22 protein-coding genes are annotated in these 20,301 nt (G+C 68.0%); 14 read left to right on the forward strand and 8 right to left on the reverse strand.

Features of this window, described 5'->3' with window-relative positions:
• Positions 1–5: 5 nt before the first annotated feature.
• Both VFG40_RS03885 and VFG40_RS03890 read right to left on the reverse strand, forming a co-directional pair.
• Positions 6–782 carry an ABC transporter permease gene (locus VFG40_RS03885; RefSeq protein ID WP_324895112.1) on the reverse strand — a complete coding sequence of 259 codons (777 nt, stop codon included), beginning with the start codon at positions 780–782 and terminating at the stop codon, positions 6–8.
• Positions 783–873: 91 nt separating this feature from the next.
• Positions 874–1,824 (reverse strand): ABC transporter ATP-binding protein, encoded by a 951-nt coding sequence (locus VFG40_RS03890; RefSeq protein ID WP_324895114.1) that lies wholly within the window; start codon positions 1,822–1,824, stop codon positions 874–876.
• A gap of 93 nt (positions 1,825–1,917) precedes the next feature.
• Between VFG40_RS03890 and VFG40_RS03895 the strand changes: the two genes are divergently transcribed.
• Positions 1,918–2,664, forward strand: coding sequence for an FAD-binding oxidoreductase (locus VFG40_RS03895; RefSeq protein WP_324895116.1), 747 nt, complete (start codon positions 1,918–1,920; stop codon positions 2,662–2,664).
• 291 nt (positions 2,665–2,955) lie between these two features.
• Positions 2,956–3,306: a fimbrial protein gene (locus VFG40_RS03900; protein ID WP_324895118.1), complete on the forward strand. Its 351-nt coding sequence runs from the start codon at positions 2,956–2,958 to the stop codon at positions 3,304–3,306.
• 25 nt (positions 3,307–3,331) lie between these two features.
• Here the strand turns inward: VFG40_RS03900 and VFG40_RS03905 are convergent, their stop codons facing one another.
• The 4 genes from VFG40_RS03905 to VFG40_RS03920 form a co-directional block, all read right to left on the reverse strand.
• Positions 3,332–4,261 (reverse strand): fimbrial protein, encoded by a 930-nt coding sequence (locus tag VFG40_RS03905; protein WP_324895120.1) that lies wholly within the window; start codon positions 4,259–4,261, stop codon positions 3,332–3,334.
• An 83-nt stretch (positions 4,262–4,344) separates the two neighbouring features.
• The gene (locus VFG40_RS03910; protein WP_324895122.1) at positions 4,345–7,140 is read right to left on the reverse strand and encodes a fimbria/pilus outer membrane usher protein; all 2,796 of its coding nucleotides are present in this window, start codon (positions 7,138–7,140) and stop codon (positions 4,345–4,347) included.
• Positions 7,137–7,877, reverse strand: coding sequence for a fimbrial biogenesis chaperone (locus VFG40_RS03915; protein ID WP_324895124.1), 741 nt, complete (start codon positions 7,875–7,877; stop codon positions 7,137–7,139). Before VFG40_RS03915 ends, VFG40_RS03910 begins: the two co-directional genes overlap by 4 nt.
• Positions 7,878–7,962: 85 nt before the next feature.
• Positions 7,963–8,502, reverse strand: coding sequence for a fimbrial protein (locus VFG40_RS03920; RefSeq protein ID WP_324895125.1), 540 nt, complete (start codon positions 8,500–8,502; stop codon positions 7,963–7,965).
• A 357-nt stretch (positions 8,503–8,859) separates the two neighbouring features.
• Between VFG40_RS03920 and VFG40_RS03925 the strand changes: the two genes are divergently transcribed.
• The 10 genes from VFG40_RS03925 (at position 8,860) to VFG40_RS03970 (ending at position 17,087) form a co-directional block, all read left to right on the forward strand.
• Positions 8,860–9,798, forward strand: coding sequence for an alpha/beta fold hydrolase (locus VFG40_RS03925; protein ID WP_324895127.1), 939 nt, complete (start codon positions 8,860–8,862; stop codon positions 9,796–9,798).
• A 4-nt stretch (positions 9,799–9,802) separates the two neighbouring features.
• Positions 9,803–10,435, forward strand: coding sequence for a hypothetical protein (locus VFG40_RS03930; RefSeq protein WP_324895129.1), 633 nt, complete (start codon positions 9,803–9,805; stop codon positions 10,433–10,435).
• Positions 10,432–10,836, forward strand: coding sequence for a hypothetical protein (locus tag VFG40_RS03935; protein WP_324895131.1), 405 nt, complete (start codon positions 10,432–10,434; stop codon positions 10,834–10,836). Before VFG40_RS03930 ends, VFG40_RS03935 begins: the two co-directional genes overlap by 4 nt.
• Positions 10,833–11,033, forward strand: a complete 201-nt coding sequence (locus tag VFG40_RS03940; protein WP_324895133.1) for a helix-turn-helix transcriptional regulator — start codon at positions 10,833–10,835, stop codon at positions 11,031–11,033. Before VFG40_RS03935 ends, VFG40_RS03940 begins: the two co-directional genes overlap by 4 nt.
• Positions 11,034–11,035: 2 nt before the next feature.
• Positions 11,036–12,622: an alpha/beta hydrolase gene (locus VFG40_RS03945; protein ID WP_324895135.1), complete on the forward strand. Its 1,587-nt coding sequence runs from the start codon at positions 11,036–11,038 to the stop codon at positions 12,620–12,622.
• Complete coding sequence (locus VFG40_RS03950; RefSeq protein WP_324895137.1) at positions 12,619–12,792, forward strand: hypothetical protein; 174 nt, start codon at positions 12,619–12,621, stop codon at positions 12,790–12,792. The genes VFG40_RS03945 and VFG40_RS03950 overlap by 4 nt, the downstream gene beginning before the upstream one ends.
• Entirely contained in the window at positions 12,789–13,523 is a 735-nt protein-coding gene (locus VFG40_RS03955) for an ABC transporter ATP-binding protein (protein ID WP_324895139.1), read from the forward strand. Before VFG40_RS03950 ends, VFG40_RS03955 begins: the two co-directional genes overlap by 4 nt.
• 38 nt (positions 13,524–13,561) lie before the next feature.
• The gene (locus VFG40_RS03960) at positions 13,562–14,770 is read left to right on the forward strand and encodes an ABC transporter permease (protein WP_324895253.1); all 1,209 of its coding nucleotides are present in this window, start codon (positions 13,562–13,564) and stop codon (positions 14,768–14,770) included.
• 73 nt (positions 14,771–14,843) lie between these two features.
• On the forward strand, positions 14,844–16,529 hold the full coding sequence (locus VFG40_RS03965; RefSeq protein ID WP_324895141.1) for a DUF8614 domain-containing protein: 1,686 nt from the start codon (positions 14,844–14,846) through the stop codon (positions 16,527–16,529).
• A gap of 198 nt (positions 16,530–16,727) precedes the next feature.
• Positions 16,728–17,087 (forward strand): hypothetical protein, encoded by a 360-nt coding sequence (locus VFG40_RS03970; protein WP_324895143.1) that lies wholly within the window; start codon positions 16,728–16,730, stop codon positions 17,085–17,087.
• Between the two features lie 108 nt (positions 17,088–17,195).
• Here the strand turns inward: VFG40_RS03970 and VFG40_RS03975 are convergent, their stop codons facing one another.
• Together VFG40_RS03975 and hemH are read right to left on the reverse strand one after the other, a co-directional pair.
• Entirely contained in the window at positions 17,196–18,053 is an 858-nt protein-coding gene (locus VFG40_RS03975) for an alpha/beta fold hydrolase (protein WP_324895145.1), read from the reverse strand.
• A 4-nt stretch (positions 18,054–18,057) separates the two neighbouring features.
• The gene (gene hemH, locus VFG40_RS03980; RefSeq protein WP_324895147.1) at positions 18,058–19,176 is read right to left on the reverse strand and encodes a ferrochelatase; all 1,119 of its coding nucleotides are present in this window, start codon (positions 19,174–19,176) and stop codon (positions 18,058–18,060) included.
• A 129-nt stretch (positions 19,177–19,305) separates the two neighbouring features.
• Between hemH and VFG40_RS03985 the strand changes: the two genes are divergently transcribed.
• The gene (locus VFG40_RS03985) at positions 19,306–19,995 is read left to right on the forward strand and encodes a lipid-binding SYLF domain-containing protein (RefSeq protein WP_324895149.1); all 690 of its coding nucleotides are present in this window, start codon (positions 19,306–19,308) and stop codon (positions 19,993–19,995) included.
• A gap of 62 nt (positions 19,996–20,057) precedes the next feature.
• Positions 20,058–20,294 carry a twin-arginine translocase TatA/TatE family subunit gene (locus VFG40_RS03990; protein WP_324895151.1) on the forward strand — a complete coding sequence of 79 codons (237 nt, stop codon included), beginning with the start codon at positions 20,058–20,060 and terminating at the stop codon, positions 20,292–20,294.
• The last annotated feature ends 7 nt before the right edge of the window (positions 20,295–20,301 follow it).

A 20,301-nucleotide genomic window follows, 5' to 3' on the forward strand; every position in this document is an offset into this window, starting at 1 on the left:
GTCAATCAGGACCGCAACCCCACGCCGCGCTTGAGCAGCTGCAGCGCAAGGATCGACAGCCCCGCCACGAAGCCGATCATCACCACGAACGCGATACCCACGTCGACGTCGCTGATGCCGAGCACGCCGAAGCGGAAGGTGTTGACCATGTACAGGATCGGGTTGGCCCGCGACAGCGCCTGCCACGGCTCGCCCAGCATCTTGATCGAATAGAACACGCCGCCGAGGTAGGTCAGCGGGGTCAGCACGAAGGTCGGCACCAGCGCGATGTCGTCGAACTTCTTCGCATAGATCGCGTTGACAAAGCCGGCCAGCGCGAAGATGGTCGCGCCCAGCACCACCGAGGCCAGCGTGATCAGCGGATGCATCAGGTGCAGCGAGGTGAAGAACAGGGCGATGCCCAGCACCAGCGCGCCGACCACCAGGCCGCGCGCCACCGAGCCGGTGACGTAGCCGAGCAGGATCACCCAGTTCGGCATCGGCGAGACCAGCATCTCCTCCACCGAGCGCTGGAACTTGGCGCCGAAGAACGAGCTGGAGATGTTGGCGTAGCTGTTGTTGATGATGCTCATCATCACCAGCCCGGGCACGATGTACTGCATGTACGTGAAGCCGCCCTCGATGGTGCCGATGCGGCTGCCGATGAGTTTGCCGAAGATCACGAAGTACAGCGTCATCGTGATCACCGGGGGAATCAGCGTCTGCGTCCAGATGCGCACCACGCGCATGATTTCGCGGCGGGTGATGGTGTAGAGCGCCACCAGGTTGGCTGACGAGTTCATGCGTGGGTCTCCGCTGAGGCGAGTGCGGCCGGCACGGCGACAGGCGCCGGCATTGCCGTAAGGGTGCGAGAAGGGCAGCGCGCGATAGCGATCAAGCGGCTTTCTCGCCGGTGTTGCCGATCAGGCGCAGAAAGAGTTCTTCCAGCCGGTTGGCCTTGTTGCGCATCGAGCGCACGGTGATGCCGAGCGCGTTGAGCGCGTGGAACAGCGCGTTGAGATCCTGCTTGCGCGACATCTCCGCTTCCAGCGTGTGATCGTCCACGCGGCGCAGCACGATGCCCGGGTGCTGCGGCAGCTCGGCCGGCGCGCTGTCCACGTCGAGCACGAAGGTCTCCACGTCCAGCGTGGCCAGCAGGCGCTTCATGGTGGTGTTCTCCACGATCGTGCCCTTGTCGATGATCGCGATGTTGCGGCACAGCGACTCGGCTTCCTCCAGGTAGTGCGTGGTGAGGATTACCGTGGTGCCGGCGGCGTTGATGCCGCTGACGAACTGCCACATCGAACGGCGGATCTCGATGTCCACACCCGCGGTGGGCTCGTCCAGGATCAGCAGCTTCGGCTCGTTCATCATGGCGCGGGCGATCATCAGGCGGCGCTTCATGCCGCCGGACATCATCCGCGCCTGATCGAATGCCTTGTCCCACAGGCGCAGTTCCTTCAGGTACTTCTCCGCGCGCTGGGCGGCGATCTTGCGCGGGATGCCGTAGAAGCCGGCCTCGTTCACGCAGATGTCGAACGGGCGCTCGAACTGGTTGAAGTTGATCTCCTGCGGCACCAGGCCGATCAGCTGCATCGCCTCGCCGCGCTGCTTGTTGACCGACACGCCGAACACGTGCGCGTCGCCATCGGTGGAGTTCACCAGCGAGGAGAGAATGCCGATCAGGGTCGACTTGCCGGCGCCGTTGGGGCCGAGCAGGGCGAAGAAGTCGCCCTGCTGCACGGTCAGGCTGACGCCTTTGAGCGCCTGCACGCCGTTGCCGTAGGTCTTGCGCAGGTTGTCGACCACCAGAGCCGGCACGGAAGAAGGGATTGGGCTGGACATGGGCTGCACCGTAGGGGCCAAGCCGCCTATTATACGTGGCTCACTTGTGTCGCCCGGTGGTACCGGGTGCACTCACCGTTTCCCGGGAGTCCCATGGCCGACCATTTCCAGCTTCGTCTCGTCGACAGCCGCATGCTGGCGCCCACCGTGCGCCACCTGGTGTTCGAGCGGGTGGATGGCGAGCCGCTGGCCTTCGTGCCCGGCCAGTTCCTGCAGATCCATTTCGCCTACGACGACGGCACCGCCACCAAGCGCAGCTACTCGGTTGCCACGGTCGGCGACGGCAGCTCGCCGGTACGGCAGATCGAGATCGCGGTGAGCTACGTGGAAGGCGGCGCGGCGACGAAGCTGCTGGGCGGGCTGGCGCACGGCGGCACGGTGGAGGCCAGTGGCCCGTACGGCCGCTTCTGCCTGCAGGCGGGCGACAGCCATCCGCGCTACCTGTTGCTGGCTACCGGCACCGGGGTGACCCCCTACCGGGCGATGCTGCCGCGGCTGGCCGAGCTGCTTGCCGCCGGCGAGCGCGAAGTGGTGCTGCTGTACGGCGCCCGCAGCGAGGCGGAGCTGCTGTACGACGACGAGTTCACTGCCTTCGCTGAGTTGCACCCGGGCTTCACCTACCTGAGCTGCCTCAGCCGGCAGCCGCGCCAGGCCGCCCGCGCCCACGATCGCGTGGGCCATGTGCAGGCGGCGCTGCCGGAGCTGGCCCCTGCCGCCGAGCGCGACATCGCCTATCTCTGCGGCAATCCCAACATGGTCGACGCGGCGTTCGGCGTGCTCAAGGAGCTGGGCCTGCCGGTGCCGCAGATCCGCCGCGAGAAGTACATCTCCTCGCGCTGACGCGTTCCACCCCCGGCCGGGCTCGTCCGTGCGCCCGTGGCGCGGGCGTACGGCCCCGGCCCGACGGCCCCCGGCGGCCGGTTTTCCGGCACCCGGTGTGTCCGCGCCGGGAACCCGGCGCATGAAGCGTGCGCCAGCGCCCGGCGGCGGCGAGCCCGGGCGGTATCGATCGATTGTGTGATCTGCGTCGCACTTGCGGCGATTGGCCGGGCGGAGCCTATCAAGGCGCGACGGTGCGGGCCGAAAACCCCTTCGGATACCCGCCAACCCCGCGGTGTCGAGGGTTTCGCCATGATCGTCACGCTCCGATTGCCGCTGGTCCGATACCTCTGCGCCGTCGCGCTCGCCGCCAGCCTGCCCGTGGCCGCCCAGGCCGCGCAGGGGGAAATCCGCTTTGCCGGGGCCGTGGTGGCTCCCACGTGCGCCGTCGATACGGCACAGGAGCGTTCCGCCGCGGCGCGACCGGCGGGCGCGCTCGAGCGCTGTGGCAGTCGCGCGGGCGAGGCGCCGCGCAGCTATCGCCGTGACAGCGTCGCACTAGGTGATGCGCTGCATGGTGATCCGCTGCTGAGCTACTTCGCCAGCTATGCCGTCAACGCCGGCGCGCCGACAGCCACCGTGGTGGTGCGCACATACGACTGAGCGGGTACGCGCCGGGCACGCGCCGCTACTGATAGGACAACGTGAACGTTGCCGTGGCGCTGACGTTGCCGGCGCCCACGTTGCTGCCGGTCTGCAGGTATCGAGCGACGTAACCCACCGACAGGTTGCCGTTTGGCGTCGCGCCAAGCACCCGCGGCGCGCCAAAAGTCACCGGCGTGCTGTCCGTGGCGTTCACCAGTTGCACGCCGATCCCGCTCGCGCCACCTGCGCTGGGCGCGATCACGCCGGTCTTGCCGGGGACCGGGCTGGCCGTGTCCAGCGTGATGCGCACGGTGGCGCCGCTGGAGCAGGTCAGCCCGATCTGGAACGGGGTGCTGCCGCTCACCGAGTCTGGCCCGCTGAACGCGCCGGTGGTTACCGTCGGAAGGACCACGTCGATGCTGGTGGTGTTCACCTGGCAGGCCGGCGCGGTGAAGGTGAGTGTGTTGGCCAGATTGATCACGGCATCGACGATGAAATTGTTCGGCTTGCCGGCCTTGAAGCTGGCGAGCCGACTGCCGAGCAGCTGGCTGCCGTCGGTGATCGCGCCCGTCTTGACCAGTTCCAGCGTGACCGCGTCATTTTCATACCAGGCGCTGGAGCCGCTCAGGTCGAAGTAGTCGTAGGGACGGATGTAGCTGCCGTTCTGCAGCACCCGGTAACCGATGCCCGCTACCCCGGTGGGAAAGGTGATCTCGCCGGTGGCGGGAGTGGGCCCCGCATCGTTGATCAGCCCCCAGCGGTTGTTGTTGCCGTTGCAGTTGAAGTCGACCCGGTGGTTGATGCCGGTTGCCGCGGAGGTGTACAGCACGCTGTTCACGGCGATCGAGGGATCGTTGACGATCGTTGTCGGCACGCGAACGGTGTAGGTGCCCTGCGTCTCTCCCGCCGCGAAGTCGCAGCCGGCGCGGACGCCGGCCGGTGCGAGCGCCAGCAGCAGGGCCGCCAGCGCCATGCGTGAGGCGCGACTGCCAGAGGAGGCCGCGACGACGGCCGAAATGGCGCCTGTGCGGCGGCGTGCAGGCCTGCTGGAGCTGTTCATCGGGACGTCTCCGTGGTTGACGCGGCCAGATCCGGCAACGCGACGCAGACCACATTCTGGATGGTGTCGGCGATCGCACCGCTGCGCGCCGGGGCTTCGGGCGCGTGATAGGCAAAGGTGCATCGGTGCGGGCCGTCGCTGTCGCCCTGCCACTGCACCACGGCGCGGCCGGCGTCACGGGTGACCCGCGCCATCACGCGCCCGGCCTGGCCGACGACTCCGATCACCTGGCCCTGTTCGTCCTCCACCTGCGCTCCGAACGGCAACGTGGCGCCATTCTCCAGCCGCGTCTGGATCAGCACGAAGCGGCCGCTCTCGCTGTCGAACGTGACCCGCACCACCGCTCCGGCGCGCGGAGCCACCTGCACGCTGGTGTGGTCCAGCTGCACGTCCAGCGGCAGTCCGGTAGGGTCGATGCTGATGGTGTCCAGCACGAACGGCGTCACGTACGGCACCAGCGCGTAGCCATCGCGGCCCACGCGCACTCCCGGTGCGGTGCTGATCGCCGCGCCGGCAGCGCCGGGCGCCTCGATCAGCGCCACCGTGTCGCCCAGCGGCTGGCTGAAGATGATGCCGCCTGGATGGGCCACCACGCCGCCGGACACGTTGAACGAGGCCTGCGAATAGCCACTCCCGGCGCCCAGTCCCGCATTCACCTGCACGTGGCTGCCGCGATAGCCGGCATCCACGCTGGCGGTGCTGCCGGACGCGCCGGTGGTCCCGGCCAGTTCGGTGCTGTCATGGGTGGCGGTCAGCCCGTAGTTGAAGCGGCCGTCGGCGCCGGCGGTGCCGCTGAGGGTGGCCTGTTCCTGCATGCCGCCGGCGGTGTCGTGGGCCAGGCTGCCGGTGAGCACGGGCATGTGCTCGGTGTGGCCCAGCGGCAGCGTCAGACTCAGCGCGAAGCGGTTGTCGCTGCGGCCGAACGGATCGCGCTCGCGGCTGGCCGACAGGTTGTAGTTCATGCGCCCGAGCGAGTTGTTGTAGCCGATCTGGAACTGGGTGTCGGAGCCGCCGCGGTTCCAGTACTCGCGGCGCGAGCCGCTCACGTACAGCGCGCCGCCGCGCTCGCCCAGCTGCTGGCTGAGGGTGAGGCTCAGGTTGTCGCGCTGGCGATCCACGCCATTGGCCGCCTGCAGGTCGCCCGGATCACCGCCGGCCAGCGCTGCCTGCTGCGCCGGGGTGAGCAGCCCGGAGACCGGCACGCCGTTGATCGACTGCGGATAGACCGGGTCGGCGGTTGCGAACACCGGCAGCCCGCGGCGCGCCAGTTCGCGGGCGCGCGCGGCGTCGCCCAGCGACAGGAAGCCGCTGGTGGAGTAGCGATAGGCCGCCACCGAGAGCGAGGTGCCGGTTTCGGCCAGCGTCTTGCTGTAGCTCAGCCGCACGCTCTCGCCCGACAGCGTCCCGATGCCGGGGATACGCGCGCGTGCCGCGGTGACATCCAGCGCCAGCGCGCCGTAGGACGTATTGAGCGCGCTGCCCAGCAGGCCGGCGGCATAGCCGCGCGACGCGTTGATCCCGCCGTAGCCGGTGAGCAGGTTGCTGATGCCCCGCTGCAGCGTGGCCTGGAACAGGCCCGGGTGGTTGCTGATGAAGTTGTCGCGCAGTTGCCCGGCGGCGACACTGAAACGGTTCACTCCCGGGCGCAGCAACTGCGGTACCGACGCGTACGGCACGGTGAACGAGTGCACGCGGCCATTCGCTTCGGTCACGCTGACTGCAAGGTCGCCGCCGTAGCCGGTGGCGTACAGGTCGCTGATCACGAACGGGCCCGGCGCCACCGTGGTCTGGTAGATCACCATGTCGTTCTGGCGCACCGTGACCCGCGCGTTGCTGTCGGCCACGCCGCGCACGGTGGGCGCATAGCCGCGCAGCGACTGCGGCAGCATGCGGTCGTCGGTCGCCAGCTGCACGCCGCGCAGACCGATGCTGTCGAACACGTCGCCGCTGGTCCACGCGTCGCCCAGCGTCAGCTGCGCACGCAGGCTCGGGAAATCGCGTCGTGCGTAGGTGTCGATGCTTTGCCAGTGGTGGGTGGCCCGTGCGCCGGCGATCGACGACTGCCAGCTCAGCGAGGAGTCGTGCCGGAAGTGCCAGCGCCCCACGTTCAGGCCGGCGTTGAGACCCAGGAACGATGAGGTCTGCGCCTCGCCCTGGCTGGTCGTGCGGTAGCTGTTGAGGTTGTAGTTGAGGAGCCCGGCGGTGACGCCGGAGTCCCAGTATTTGGGGTCGACGTAGCCGCGGGCCTGCTGCCCCAGGAACGCCTGCGGCACGCTGACATCCAGCCTCAGGTCGCCCATGTTGAAGTCGATCGAGGCGCCGGGAATCAGCTGCGCGATGTCCACGCAGGCCGCGCCGTCGGCCAGCGCGGCCTGCGCCTGCGGCGACAGGTCCGGCGGGCGCAGGCCGAGCTGGTCGAGCAGGGCCTGGGTCACGCAGGCAACCGCGCTCGCCCCGGCGGTCGGGGCGGCAAAGCGCACATTGCTGCGTCCCACCGGGCGCTCGTTGAGGAACACGTCCACCCGGTAGCTGCCGGCGGGAATGAAGTCGCCGCGCTCGAAGCGGGCCAGGTCGGTGGTGTTCTGCCCTGCGCCGGAGAGCATGCTGCGATCGAATGTGGCATCGATGGTGCCGCTGTCGACGCTGGCGCTGCCTTCGGCGTCGACGGCGATGGCGGCCGGGGCTGCGCCCGCCGCAGTGCACAGCGCCATGCCGATCCAGCTGCAGAGCAGCAGGCGGCGGCCCACGTGCCGCGCCGTCGGGGCGCAGTCGCGGGCGAACGCCTTGCTCACGGCGAGATCGCGCCCTTGTAGGAGGCGGCGGCACCAAAGTCGTTGATGATCGTGTAGTCGACCACGCTGCCCGCGGCCGGCGTGCCCGCCAGATCCTTGACCGGAACGCGCAGCGACGCGTTCGGCGCAACCATGCCGCTGCCGCCTGCATACACCTTGCCGCCGGAAGCGACGGAAACTGCGCTGAAGGTGATGTAGTACGGCGAACTGTTGCGCGCCTCCAGCGCGACCGCGTCGCCATCGCGCACCGCCGTCCAGGTCAGTTGCTGCGCCGCCGTGGGCACGTCGCCGGCAAGTCCGGCCGGACGAAAAAACAGCTTCAGCCGCGAGCGCACAGCGAACTGCAGGGTGTTCTGCTCCTCGCCGGGACGCGCCACCGGCTTGGGCGGGATCTCGAGCACGTTCAGCCAGAACAGCGACTCGCGGTCCGGCGGCAGCGGCTGGCCGGTGTAGATGATGCGGATGCTCTGGCCCTTGCCGGCGTTCATTCGCGCCAGCGGTGGCGTCACCAGGAACGGCACCTTGGCCGTGTCCGGCGTCGACTTCGGATCACCGTCGTCGATCCACGCCTCGACCAGGGCGGGCTGGGTGCCCTCGTTGTTCAGCCGCACGGTGACCTCGCCGCCGGCCGCCGGGAACACCACGCGGGTGCCGGCGATCACGACGCTGGCGTGTGCGGGCGCAATACCGAGCAGCGCGACCAGGGCCACGCCCGCGGCGTAGAGCAGGCTTTTCATGAGCGGTTCCAGACGATCATTGCGTCGCGGCGATCGGCGCAAGCGCGGGCGGCAGCCTCCACGGCTGCCGCGGCGCCGTCCCGCCTCAGAGGTAGGTCAGGGTGAAGCTGACGCTCGAGCTGACCAGGCCGGGCGTGGTGGTCGCAGCGGTGGAGATGTACTGCGCCTTCATCGCGGTCGAGCCGTTGCCGGACGTCACGTTGATCGTCGGCGCACCGGCCTGGGTGGACGTGTTGATTGCCGCATCGCTGCTGTTGAGCAGCTGGATCTGCACGTTCGAGCCGCCGCTGGTGGCGTTCTTCAGGTTGCCGGTGCTGGTGTCGACGTTGGCGCCGGAGAAGGCCATCTTGGCGCTGGTGGTGTTGGTGTCGCAGCCGGCCAGCGAGACCGAAAACGCCGTCGCACCGGCGACGGTGCCGGCGGCCGAGCCGAAGGCGGCCGTCATCACGGTGGGCAGCGCGACGGTGGTGCCGCTGTTGCCGTTCACGCTGACGGTGCAGGTGTCGGCCAGCACCTTGCCGGTGATGTTGATGGTGCCGCTGTTGGCAGCGTGGATTGGAGCAGAAGCCAGCACGCCAAAGGCGGCAACCATGGCGGTCGAGAGCAGCGTCTTGTTCGTCAACATGAAATTCCCCTTGGGATCAATTCGATTTAAATCAGTGTGTGGGTCGATGGCAGCGGCACCGCCCGTCCCTGACGAGCACCGCAGCAAACCGTGTGCCAACTCTCCGCCGCACAAGGTGAAGCGTCAAAAACCCGTCAATTCGGCCACTTGAGGCACGTCCACGGTGCCCTCGGTCGTAAAAACCTGCTGTAAATTGCGACACATAGCGTCACATTTTGCAAACAAGATCACATTCCTGCCCTCAAGTTCAGTGGAGCCCAGCCGTTATTCCTGTCGGCTGTAAAGGACGCTTGACACGCGCCTCGGGTCGGCCTAGCCTTCGTGTCAAGGTCGCTTGACAACGAAGGGAGAGGGGACATGAACACGAGGACGAAGCTCGCCACCGTTTTGGCGTCGCTACTGGCCTTGGCCGCGAGCGGTGCGCCGTCGGTGCAAGCCAAGACCGCGATAGCGACGCCGTCAGCGGCGCTGCATGTGCAGCAGCACGGCGACAGCGGGCGCCCGGTGATCCTGGTGCCGGGCCTGGGCGGTGGGGCATGGGTGTGGGCCGGGCTGCTGCCGCACCTGCAGGCCGATCACCGCGTGTACGTGGTGACGCTGCCGGGCTTCGACGGCACGGTAGCGCCGGCCGGGGGCAACTTCACCCAGCAGGCCGAGGACGCGCTGGTGGATCTCATCCGCACGCGCCACCTGGCCAAGCCGGTGCTGGTCGGCCACAGTCTTGGCGGCACCCTCTCGCTCAAGCTGGCCAGCGATCATCCCGAATTGGTGGGCGGCGTGGTCGCGGTCGACGGATTGCCGGTATTCCCCGGCACCGAGAACATGACCGCGGCGCAGCGCCCGGCGATGGCCGCGGCCATGCAGGCGCGCATGCAGGGATTGACGCCGGCCCAGTTCGAGGCGCAGCAGGTCGGTTTCATGCAGGCGATGGGCGTGATCGACCCGAAGCAGGCCGAGCGCTATGGCAAGCGCAATGCCGCCAGCGACCCGAAGGCCGTGGCGCAGTACATGGCCGAAGACCTGACACTGGATTTCCGCGATGCGCTGGCCCACGCCAGCGTGCCGCTGCTGGAGATTTCGCCTTACAACGCGCCGGACTACGCCAGCGGTGCGATGGCCATGAGCGAACAGCAGAAGGCGGACTACTACCGCAGCCTGCTGGCGAAAGCGCCGCAGCTGAAGGTGGTTTCGATCGCACCGGCACGTCACTTCGTGATGTTCGACCAGCCGGAAAAGCTCGAAGCCGCGCTGGATGACTTCATGGCGCGCCTTCCGCCGCCGACCACGGAGCGCTGAGCCGATGGCGCGCTTCACCCACCGGCAGTACCAGCGCCACGTCAGCGTGACGATGGTGGTCTACGTCTGCGCAATGCTTCTGGTGTGGCCACTGACCCGCAGCACGCCGGAGCTGTGGATGAAGGCACTGCTGGCGTGCATCCCGGCTATCCCGATGCTCTACGTGATCGCGCTGCTGGCACGCAAGATCCTCGGCAGCGACGAGATGGAGCAGCGTGCGCACCTGCTGGCGCTGGGCGTGGCCACGGGGGTCGTCGGCGCCATGAGCATGGTCGGCGGACTGCTCGCTGCGGCCGGCGCCGTGCCGCTTGAGGGAAGCATCCTGATATGGGTGTTTCCGGTGCTGATCATCAGCTACAGCATCAGTCACTGGTGGATCCTCACCCGGCGTTTTGGCGGCTCCACCGAGTGCGACGACGGCGCGTCGCGGCCCGTGCTCAGCTTCCTGGTGCTGATGTCGCTGATCATGGGCATCGTGGCGCTGGTGTCGTGGTGGCAGGGGCGCCTGGACGACACGCGCCTGGGCATGCTTGCGGGCATGGCCGTATCCGTGGCGGCCATGTCCGCGTTCTGGATGATCCGCGGCTTCTGGCGCCGCAAGCAGGCCCGCCGCCAGGCGCTTGAGGATGTCCGATGATGCGCGCCATCCAGAAGCGCTACCTGCGCGAGATGCTGGCGGCGACCATGGCGTACGTCGCCCTGATCATGCTGTTCGCCATCGGCATTCACCACCTGAAGGTTCCCGTGTTACGCATCGTGCTGGCGCTGCTGCCGTTGCTTCCGGTGCTGGCGATGATTCGCGCCATGGTGCGCCTGCTGCGCGACGAGGACGAACTCGAGCGGCGCATCGACCTGGAGGCGTTCGCCATCGCCTCCATGCTCACCGGGTTCGGCTTTTTCAGCGTCGGGTTGCTGCTCAGCGTGAACGCCTTCCCCAGGCCGCCGGCGTTCCTGGTGGCGATCCTGGTGCTGCCGGCGGTGTTCGGCAGCTACGGCCTGGCCAAGTGGTTCGTGGCGCGCCGGTACGCCAACGCATGAACAACCACGTACGTGACCTGCGCGGGGAGCAGGGCTGGTCGCAAGCCGACCTGGCCGAGCGGCTCGACGTGTCGCGCCAGACCATCAACGCCATCGAGACGGGCAAGTACGATCCGAGCCTGCCGCTGGCCTTCAAGATCGCCCGGTTGTTCGGGCGATCGATCGAATCCATCTTTGAACCGGGGAGCAGCTTGTGAGCATGAAACCCAGAGCCCGCATGGGCATGATCGTGGCCATCGCGGTGGCGATCTTCGCCGGCAATCGCGTGGCCCATCACCGTCAGGCCGAACCCGATGCGGCCGCGCCGGCGCCTGCAGCCGGTGCGTCGCCGGCAACCGCGGCGGCGACACCCGTCACCCCGGCCAAGCCGGCCACCTGGAAACTCGGCTCGCTTACCTTGAGCGCCTGCGAGCTGGGCCAGCCGAACAGCGGCCGTACCACGGCGGCGTGGTGCGCCCCGTTCGAGGTGCCGGAAAACCGCGATGATCCCGACAGCCGCCGCATCACCCTGCGCCTGGCCGTGGTGCGCTCCAACGCCGAAGTGGCGGAGAAGGACATGCTGGTGTTCCTCGCCGGCGGCCCCGGCCAGGCGGCGACGGAGAATGCGCCGGCTGCTTTGGCCGCGCTCGACCCGCTGCTGGCGCATCGCAACCTGCTGCTGCTGGATCAGCGCGGCACCGGCGGCTCCAATCCGCTCAGCTGCAAATCGGAGGAGAAGCCGGCCACGCCCGATGCGAATCTCGAAGACGATCCGGCCAAGCTGAAAGCCGAGGTGGCGCGCTGCCTGGCCGAGGTGGAAAAGAATGCCGACCCGCGCTTCTACACCACGACGGTGGCCGCCCGGGATCTGGAAGACGTGCGCAAGGCGCTGGGTTCGCCCACCTTCGACCTGGTGGGCGTGTCCTACGGCACGCGCATGGCGCAGCAATACGCGATGCATTATCCGAACGCCGTGCGCTCGATCGTGCTGGACGGCGTGGTGCCGAATCAACTTGTGCTGGGCGAGGACTTCGCGCGCAACCTGGATGACGCGCTGAAGGCGCAGTTCGCCCGCTGCACCGCCGACGCCGAATGCCACAAGCGCTTCGGCGATCCGTACCAGACGCTGTACCAGCTGCGCGACGCGCTGCGCGCCAACCCGCACACGGTGAGCTTCCGCGATCCGCAGAGCTACCAGACGGTGAAGCGCAACCTCAGCGAGTTCTCGCTCGCCAGCGTGGTGCGCATGTTCGCCTACTCGCCGCTCACCGCCGCGTTGCTGCCGCTGTCGATCGACGCCGCCGCGCACGGCGATGTCGGCCCGCTGCTGGGGCAGGCCAAGCTGCTTTCGGGCGATCTGGCCGACACCATGAACGGTGGCATGCAGTCGTCGGTGATCTGCAGCGAGGACGCCGACCTGTTCACGCCGCGGCCGCAGGATGCGAACACCATCCTGGGCACCCGCATGACCGACGCCCTCGCTACCGTGTGCAGCGTGTGGCCCCACGGCACCCGGCCGAAGGATTTCCACGACGCCTTCACCACCGCCACACCGGTGCTGCTGCTTTCCGGCCAGTACGACCCGGTGACGCCGCCGCGCTACGGCGAGCAAGTGCTCAAGGGCCTGAGCAATGCGCGCCATCTGGTGGCTACCGGCCAGGGCCACAACGTGATCGGTGCCGGCTGCATGCCCAAGCTGGTGAAGCACTTCGTCGAGGATCTGACGCCGAAGACGCTGGACGCCACCTGCCTGGATCGCCTGCAGCCCACCCCGATGTTCATCGACTTCAACGGAGCCACCCCATGAACCGGCAGCAAACGCTGCTCGTTGCCGCGCTGTGGGCAACGGCCATCCTCGCCTCGGCCGCACTTCATGCGCCGGCCTTTCTTTCCCTGATCCTGCTTCCGACGCTGGCGGCGGTTTCGCTGCAGCCGGCGCGTGCGCGGGCATGTCTTACCAGGAGCACCACGCCATGATCGAAGTACGCGATCTGCACAAGGCTTTCGGCGCGGTGAAAGCCGTCGACGGCGTCAGCTTCGCCGCCCGCGACGGCGAGATCACCGGCCTGCTCGGCCCCAACGGCGCCGGCAAGACCACTACGCTGCGCATGCTCTACACCCTGATGGCGCCGGACCGCGGGCAGGTGCTGGTGGACGGCATCGACGCGGCGGTCGATCCGCTGTCGGTGCGTCGCCAGCTTGGCGTGCTGCCCGACGCGCGCGGTCTGTACAAGCGCCTCACCGCGCGCGAGAACGTCGACTATTTCGGCCGCCTGCAAGGCCTGCCAGAAGACGAACTGCGCATGCGCCGCGAGGCGCTGGTCAAGGCGCTGGAGATGGAGGACATTGCCGACCGCCGCACCGAAGGCTTTTCGCAGGGCCAGCGGGTGAAGACGGCGATCGCCCGGGCGCTGATCCACGATCCGCGCACCGTCATTCTCGATGAGCCCACCAACGGCCTGGACGTGATGGCCACCCGCGCGCTGCGCCAGTTCATGCACAACCTGAAGGCCGAGGGCCGCTGCGTGCTGTTCTCCAGCCACATCATGCAGGAGGTCGGCGCGCTGTGTGATCGCATCGTGGTGATCGCGCGCGGCCACGTGGTGGCTGACGCCACCCCGGACGCGCTGCGCGAGCAGACCTGCGAAGCCAACCTCGAGGATGCCTTCGTCAAGCTGATCGGCAGCGAGGAGGGCCTCGCCGCATGAACACGCCCATCAACCGCACATCTGCCCCAAGCCACCCGATGAAACCCAAGACGATCACGCCGGTGCGCCGTGCGCGCGCCGTGCTCACCGTGTTCCTGAAGGAAGTACGCGAAAACCTGCGCGACCGGCGCACCCTGATGAGCGCCTTCCTCACCGGCCCGCTGCTGACGCCGCTGATGTTCGTGATGCTGATCAACTTCACCATCAATCGGGAACTGGACAAGGCCGAAGCGCCGCTGAAAGTGCCGGTGATCGGCGCCGAGTACGCACCCAACCTGATCGCCGCGCTGAGGGAGGGTGGGGTGGTGCCGCAGGCGCCGGTGGCTGATCCCGAGGCCACGGTGCGAAACCAGAACGCGGACGTGGTGCTGCGCATCCGGGCCGACTATCCCAAGTCCTGGCGCGCGGGCGAGCCGGTGCAGTTGGAGCTGATCTATGACTCCTCGCAGCGTGATTCGAGCACGCCGGTGGAGCGCGTCAGCGGGCTGGTCGAGAAGTACGCGCGCATCCAGGGCGCGATGCGGCTGGTGGCGCGCGGGCTCTCGCCGGCCACCGCCACGCCGGTGGTGGTGGCCAAGCGCGACCAGGCCACGGCGCAGTCGCGCGCGGTGCTGATGTTCAACATCCTGCCGTACCTGTTCGTGCTGACCATCTTCATCGGCGGCATGTACCTGGCGATCGACCTCACCGCCGGCGAGCGGGAGCGGCAGTCGCTGGAGCCGCTGTTCGCCAACCCGGTGGCGCGCTGGAAGATCTTCCTCGGCAAGCTGGCGGCGATCTGCACCTTCTCCACCGCCAGCCTGGTCATCTGCCTGGTGGCATTCGCGGTGATCGGGCGTTTCATCCCGGCCGAGAAGCTCGGCATGGAGCTGGAGCTGGGACCGGCCTTCGGCATTCGCGTGCTGCTGCTGCAGCTGCCGCTGATCGTGCTGCTGGCGTCGCTGCAGTCGCTGGTGGCCGCGTTCGCCAAGAGCTACCGCGAGGCGCAGACGTATGTGTCGCTGCTGATGATGGTGCCGATCCTGCCCAGCGTGATGCTGATGGTGATGCCGTTCAAGCCGCAGGACTGGATGTACGCCGTGCCACTGCTCGGCCAGCACCTGGGCATCCTCGACCTGGTGCGCGGCAGCGGCGTCAGCGGCCAGCACCTGGTGCTGTGCCTGGGCGGCAGCCTGCTCGCCGCGATCATCGCCGCCGGCATCACCATGCAGCTGTATCGCTCCGAACGGCTGGCCATCTCCAGCTAAGGCGCGCAGGGCGAGGGCGGCGCATCGGCCCGCCCTCGCTTACCATGCGGCTCTCATCGACTGGAGAACCGCCATGCGTCACCGCCTGCTTCCCCTGTGCCTGCTGCTCGCCCTGGCCGGCTGTGGACCGGCGCATGACGACGCCGCGCCTCAGTCCGCGCCCCCCGCCGCGGCCACCGCCGCCCCGACACCGGCGGCTTCGGCCGAACCGGACATGGCCGCGCGCATGGCCGATTACGCCACGGTGAAGCTCAACGCGGACCTGTCCGGCCTCGACGCCGACCAGAAGAAGATGCTCGGCCTGCTGATCGATGCGGCCGACACCACCAACGCGATCTACTGGCAGCAGTCCTGGGGCGACAAGGCCGCGCTGATGGCCAAGATCAGCGATCCGGACGTGCGCGCCTACGCCGAGCTCAACTACGGCCCGTGGGACCGCCTGGACAACGACAAGCCGTTCGTCGCCGGCGTCGGCGAACGCCCGGCCGGCGCGCAGTTCTATCCGGCCGACATGAGCAAGGCCGAGTTCGAGCAGGCCGACCTCAAGGACAGGGCCTCGCTCTACACCCTGCTGCGCCGCGATGAGAGCGGCAAACTCACCACCGTGCCCTATCACGTCGCCTACAAGGCCGAGCTGGACAAGGCCGCTGGCCTGCTGCGCGAGGCGGCCAAGCTGGCCAAGGACCCGGGCTTTGCCAAATACCTCACGATGCGCGCCGACGCCCTGCAGAGCGACGACTACCAGCCCAGCGACTTCGCCTGGATGGACATGAAGTCCAACCCGATCGACATCGTGATCGGTCCGATCGAGACCTACGAGGACCAGCTGTTCGGCTACAAGGCCAGCTACGAGAGCTACGTGCTGGTGAAGGACCAGGCCTGGAGCAAGCGCCTGGCGCGCTTCGCCAAGTACCTGCCCGAGCTGCAGCGCGAGCTGCCGGTGGATGCGAAGTACAAGGCCGAGACGCCGGGATCGGATGCCGACCTCAACGCCTACTTCGCCGTGTACTACGCGGGTGACGCCAACGTCGGTGCCAAGACCATCGCGATCAACCTGCCCAACGACGAGCAGGTACAGCTGAAGAAAGGCACGCGCCGGCTGCAGCTGGAAAACGTGATGAAGGCGAAGTTCGACACCATCATGCTGCCGATCGCCAAGGTGTTGATCGCCGACGACCAGCAGAAGCACCTCACCTTCGATGCGTTCTTCCAGAACACCATGTTCCATGAAGTGGCGCATGGTCTGGGCATCAAGAACACACTCGACGGCAAGGGCACCGTGCGCGAGGCGCTGAAGGACCAGGCTTCCAGCTTCGAGGAGGGCAAGGCCGACGTGCTGGGCCTCTACATGGTCGCCAAGCTGGCCGACAAGGGCGAGCTGGACAAGGCGACCTTGATGGACAACTACGTCACCTTCCTCGCCGGCATCCTGCGCTCGGTGCGCTTCGGCGCCAGCGACGCGCACGCCAAGGCCAACATGGTGCGCTTCAACTTCTTCCAGCGCGAAGGCGCCTTCAGCCGCGACCCCGCCTCCGGCCGCTACCGCGCCGACTTCGACAAGATGACCGCCGCCATGAACAAGCTCTCGGCCAAGCTCCTCACCCTCCAGGGCGACGGCGACTACGCCGCGGCCAAGGCGCTCACCGACTCGATGGGCAACGTCGACGCCACGCTCGCCGCGGATCTGAAGAAGCTCGATGCCGCGCACATTCCCGTGGACATCACGTTCGAGCAGGGCAAGGACGCGCTGGGGCTGTGAGGGCGAGAAGTGAGAGGAGAGGAGTGATGAGCGAGAGCGGGGCGGCGACGCTGTGTTGCGGCACGCACCTCGCTCACGCTTCTCCGGTGAGCGGGCACTAGCGCCACGCCCCGCTACCGCGCGCAGTGGCTGCAATTGCTGCTTGGCTTCGGCGTGTCGGCCGTTGCCTTCCATGGGTGGAGAGAGTCAATCGAGCCCATGCCCACGGCGCTCGAGCATGTTACCGACGTGGTCACCGGTGTGGAGGAGGTCCGTGCAGGCCGCGCGCGGACGATCCATTTCCACCTCGAGGGTTCCGGCCGGGAGTTCGCTTACGCGAGCTTCCTGCCTTTCTACCAAGCGTCGAAAGCGGCCATCAAACCCGGCAGCATGGTGACGGTCGGCTATGTGGAGCGGAACGAGCCCGAACTGTGGGAGCTTTCCGTGGATGGCGAATCCATGGTCCGATCAACCCAGGCGTACGAAGCAAGGAGCGCGAATGGCGAGTGGGCGCTCGCGATGTTCCTCACATCCTTGCTAATAACTGCCTATCTCGGGTGGCGCTCCCGACGGTCCTGACTACCCAGCTCCCGCGTCGGCGCAGGGCGCATGCGGTACGTCGATCGGCTCATGCAGGGAGAGATTCGAAGCCCGAGCGAAAACGCGGCTGTTGCCTCCTCTCGCTCCTCACTCCCCTCCACTCACTCCTCCGCTCAGCGCCCACTCCGCCACCGCCTGCGCATGCTCCAGATGCAGGTGATGCCCACCGGCCATATGCGTGACGCGGATATCGCGCACGCACGCGGCGCGGCGCTGCATGGGTGCGCTGGGCAGGTACGAAGTGGCCGGCTCGGCCAGCAGCAGGCGGGTCGGCGCCTCGATGCCGGCGAGCAGGGCGTGGATCTGGCTTTCGGCCAGGCGCAGCGGGGTGGGGCGGTTGATGCGCGGGTCGCTGCGCCACTGCCAGCCGCCGTCGGCCTCGCGCAGCGCGCGTTCGATGATCGGCCGCGCCTGGCTGGCCGGCAGGCCGCTGGCCAGGGTGCGCGCGCTGATCGCCTGCTCGATGCTGGCGAAGGTACGCAGGCGTTTGCTGGCCGGCTCGGTGGCGAGCCCGTCGCGGAAGCGCTGCAGCGTGTGCGTGCCATCGTCGCCGAGTAGGCCGAGGCCCTCGATCAGCAGCAGCCGGTCGATCCGCTCCGGTTGCGCGGCCGCCACCATCGAGGCGATGCCGGCGCCCAGCGAGTGACCGAGCAGCACGTAGCGTTCCAGCCCCAGCGCGTCGACCGCGCCGAGTACGGCGCGTACGTAATCGGGCCAGTGATAGCTGGCGCCCTCGCCCAGGTGATCGGAGTGGCCGTGGCCGGGAAGATCCAGCGCAATCACGCGATGGCGCACAGCCAGCAACGGCGCGAGCCGCGCAAAGCTGCCGGCATTGTCCAGCCAGCCGTGCAGGGCCAGCAGCGGCGGCGCGTCGTCGTCGCCCCAGGTGAGTGCGGCCAGCTGCAGGGCGGGCAGATCGAGGCGAAGTTCGCGCGGTTCGCTCATGCGCTCAGCCGGTGCGTCCGTGCATGGCATCGGCGCGGGCCTTGGCGGCGAGCTGGCGAGCGCGGGCTGCGTCAGCATCGTAGTCCGGCGCAAATTCCGGCCAGCCCTGCGCGTGGCGCAGCACCAGGTCGGCCATCGCCTTGACCTGGTCGGGCGAATCGTTGAGCGCAGGGATGTAGCGCAGGTCGGTGCCGCCCGCTTCGAGGAAGAACTCGCGGTTCTGCATGGCGATTTCTTCCAGCGTCTCCAGGCAGTCCACGGCGAAGCCTGGCGAAACCACGTCCAGCTTGCGGACGCCGTCCTTCGCCAGCTGCTTCACCGTCTCGTCGGTGTACGGATGCAGCCAGCGCTCGCGGCCCACGCGCGACTGGAAGCTGGTGAGGATCTGTCCGGCCTCCAGCCCCAGCCGCTCGCGCAGCAGGCGCGCGGTGGCGTGGCACTGGCAGAAATACGGGTCGCCCGCGCGCAGGTAGCGCTCGGGAATGCCGTGGAAGGACAGCAGCAGCTTGTCGCCGCGGCCGCGCTCGGCCCAGAACGCCTCGATGCTTTTCGCCAGCGCCTCGATGTGCGCCGGGTCGTCGTGGTAGTCGTTGATCAGGCGCAGCTCCGGCGGCCAGCGCAGCACTTTCAGCGTGTCGGCCACCGCGTCGATCACCGAGCCGGTGGAGGTCGCCGAATACTGCGGATACAGCGGCAGCACCAGCAGCCGGCGCACGCCCTCGCGCTGCATTTTCTCGATCTGCCGGCGCACCGACGGCTCGCCGTAGCGCATCGCCAGTTCGACCTTGATCGGGCCAGGCCGGCGCGCGGCAAGCTCCGTCTGCAGCGCCCGCATCAGCGCCTCGCTGCCGGTGCGCAGCGGCGAACCCTGCTCGGTCCAGATGCGCGCGTAGGCGTGCGCCGAGCGCTTCGGGCGAATGCGCAGGATCACCCCGTGCAGGATCAGTCGCCACAGCCAGCGCGGCAGTTCGATGATCCGCGGGTCGCCCAGGAACTGCGCCAGATAAGGGCGCACCTTGCGGGCGGTGGGTGCCTCCGGTGTGCCGAGGTTCACCAGCAGTACGCCAGCCTTGGCGCTCTGGTCGTGGGCATACCCGGCCAGGCCGGTATAGTTGCTGCTCATGGGCGTCGGCATCGGTCGGTCACAAGGCCGATCAGTCTGCCACAGGCCGCCACGCTGGCTTGGCCGCACGCAATGTCGCACTGCCCCCAGCCACGTTATCTGACTTTTCCTGCCTGTTCGGAGCCTGCCATGTTCAAAGCCCCCCTGCGTCGCTGGTCGCTGCTTGGATTGATCCTTCTGCTGCCGGCCATGGCCGCCCAAGCCGAGGATCCGCCGCTCACGCGCGCCCAGAACGCGGTGCGCGTACTGAGCGAGGTGATGCAGGCGCCGGACAAGGCGATCCCGCAGGATCTGTTGCGCGACGCCAAAGCGATCGCCGTGATTCCGGACATGATCAAGGCCGGCTTCATCTTCGGCGGCCGCCGCGGTGAGGGGCTGATCTCGGTGAAGACCGCCGATGGCACCTGGTCCAATCCCAGCTTCATCACGATGACCGGCGGCAGCGTGGGCTTCCAGATCGGCGTGTCCTCGACCGACGTGGTGCTGGTGTTCCGCACCCAGCGCGGCGTGGATTCGATCGTCAACGGCAAGTTCACCCTGGGCGCGGACGCAGCCGCCGCGGCTGGCCCGGTCGGGCGCAATGCCAGTGCCTCCACCGATGGGCAGTTCAAGGCAGAGATCTACTCCTACTCGCGGGCCCGCGGCCTGTTTGCCGGGGTGGCGCTGGACGGCTCGGCGCTGCGCATCGACTACGACGCCAATGCGTCGGTCTACGGTGCGGGCATCACGCCGCGACGCATCTTCGAAGGCGGCGTGAGCAACGTGCCCGGCGCCGTGGTCGACTTCCGCGACCGGCTGGAGGAGTACACTGCGCACTGATCCAGGCGCGCCGCCGTATCAGTCGCGGCGCGCTTTGCAGCGGTTTCGCATGTGAGGCATTCATGAGCATCTGGCATCTCATCATCCTGCTTATCGTGGTTGTGGTGATCTTCGGCACCGGCAAGCTGCGCAACATGGGCGCCGACCTCGGTGGCGCCATGCGCGATTTCAAGAAGGGTCTCAACGGCGACGAGGAAGAAGCCAAGCGCAAGCAGGCCGAAGAGCGTCTGCAGGCCGACCCGCCGCCCGCGTCCGAGCGCACCACGCAGAGTCAGCGCGACTCCAGCGACGCCAAGTAAGCACGTC

Source organism: Dyella sp., assembly GCF_035685805.1.
In the GTDB taxonomy this organism is placed as follows: domain Bacteria; phylum Pseudomonadota; class Gammaproteobacteria; order Xanthomonadales; family Rhodanobacteraceae; genus Dyella_A.

Excerpts from the sequence above, each read along its gene's own strand:
- VFG40_RS03885 (WP_324895112.1), bottom strand. The coding sequence starts at position 782 with ATGAACTCGTCAGCCAACCTGGTGGCGCTCTACACCATCACCCGCCGC.
- VFG40_RS03890 (WP_324895114.1), bottom strand. The coding sequence starts at position 1,824 with ATGTCCAGCCCAATCCCTTCTTCCGTGCCGGCTCTGGTGGTCGACAAC.
- VFG40_RS03895 (WP_324895116.1), top strand. The coding sequence starts at position 1,918 with ATGGCCGACCATTTCCAGCTTCGTCTCGTCGACAGCCGCATGCTGGCG.
- VFG40_RS03900 (WP_324895118.1), top strand. The coding sequence starts at position 2,956 with ATGATCGTCACGCTCCGATTGCCGCTGGTCCGATACCTCTGCGCCGTC.
- VFG40_RS03905 (WP_324895120.1), bottom strand. The coding sequence starts at position 4,261 with ATGGCGCTGGCGGCCCTGCTGCTGGCGCTCGCACCGGCCGGCGTCCGC.
- VFG40_RS03915 (WP_324895124.1), bottom strand. The coding sequence starts at position 7,877 with ATGAAAAGCCTGCTCTACGCCGCGGGCGTGGCCCTGGTCGCGCTGCTC.
- VFG40_RS03920 (WP_324895125.1), bottom strand. The coding sequence starts at position 8,502 with ATGTTGACGAACAAGACGCTGCTCTCGACCGCCATGGTTGCCGCCTTT.
- VFG40_RS03925 (WP_324895127.1), top strand. The coding sequence starts at position 8,860 with ATGAACACGAGGACGAAGCTCGCCACCGTTTTGGCGTCGCTACTGGCC.
- VFG40_RS03930 (WP_324895129.1), top strand. The coding sequence starts at position 9,803 with ATGGCGCGCTTCACCCACCGGCAGTACCAGCGCCACGTCAGCGTGACG.
- VFG40_RS03935 (WP_324895131.1), top strand. The coding sequence starts at position 10,432 with ATGATGCGCGCCATCCAGAAGCGCTACCTGCGCGAGATGCTGGCGGCG.
- VFG40_RS03940 (WP_324895133.1), top strand. The coding sequence starts at position 10,833 with ATGAACAACCACGTACGTGACCTGCGCGGGGAGCAGGGCTGGTCGCAA.
- VFG40_RS03945 (WP_324895135.1), top strand. The coding sequence starts at position 11,036 with ATGAAACCCAGAGCCCGCATGGGCATGATCGTGGCCATCGCGGTGGCG.
- VFG40_RS03950 (WP_324895137.1), top strand. The coding sequence starts at position 12,619 with ATGAACCGGCAGCAAACGCTGCTCGTTGCCGCGCTGTGGGCAACGGCC.
- VFG40_RS03955 (WP_324895139.1), top strand. The coding sequence starts at position 12,789 with ATGATCGAAGTACGCGATCTGCACAAGGCTTTCGGCGCGGTGAAAGCC.
- VFG40_RS03960 (WP_324895253.1), top strand. The coding sequence starts at position 13,562 with ATGAAACCCAAGACGATCACGCCGGTGCGCCGTGCGCGCGCCGTGCTC.
- VFG40_RS03965 (WP_324895141.1), top strand. The coding sequence starts at position 14,844 with ATGCGTCACCGCCTGCTTCCCCTGTGCCTGCTGCTCGCCCTGGCCGGC.
- VFG40_RS03970 (WP_324895143.1), top strand. The coding sequence starts at position 16,728 with ATGCCCACGGCGCTCGAGCATGTTACCGACGTGGTCACCGGTGTGGAG.
- VFG40_RS03975 (WP_324895145.1), bottom strand. The coding sequence starts at position 18,053 with ATGAGCGAACCGCGCGAACTTCGCCTCGATCTGCCCGCCCTGCAGCTG.
- hemH (WP_324895147.1), bottom strand. The coding sequence starts at position 19,176 with ATGAGCAGCAACTATACCGGCCTGGCCGGGTATGCCCACGACCAGAGC.
- VFG40_RS03985 (WP_324895149.1), top strand. The coding sequence starts at position 19,306 with ATGTTCAAAGCCCCCCTGCGTCGCTGGTCGCTGCTTGGATTGATCCTT.
- VFG40_RS03990 (WP_324895151.1), top strand. The coding sequence starts at position 20,058 with ATGAGCATCTGGCATCTCATCATCCTGCTTATCGTGGTTGTGGTGATC.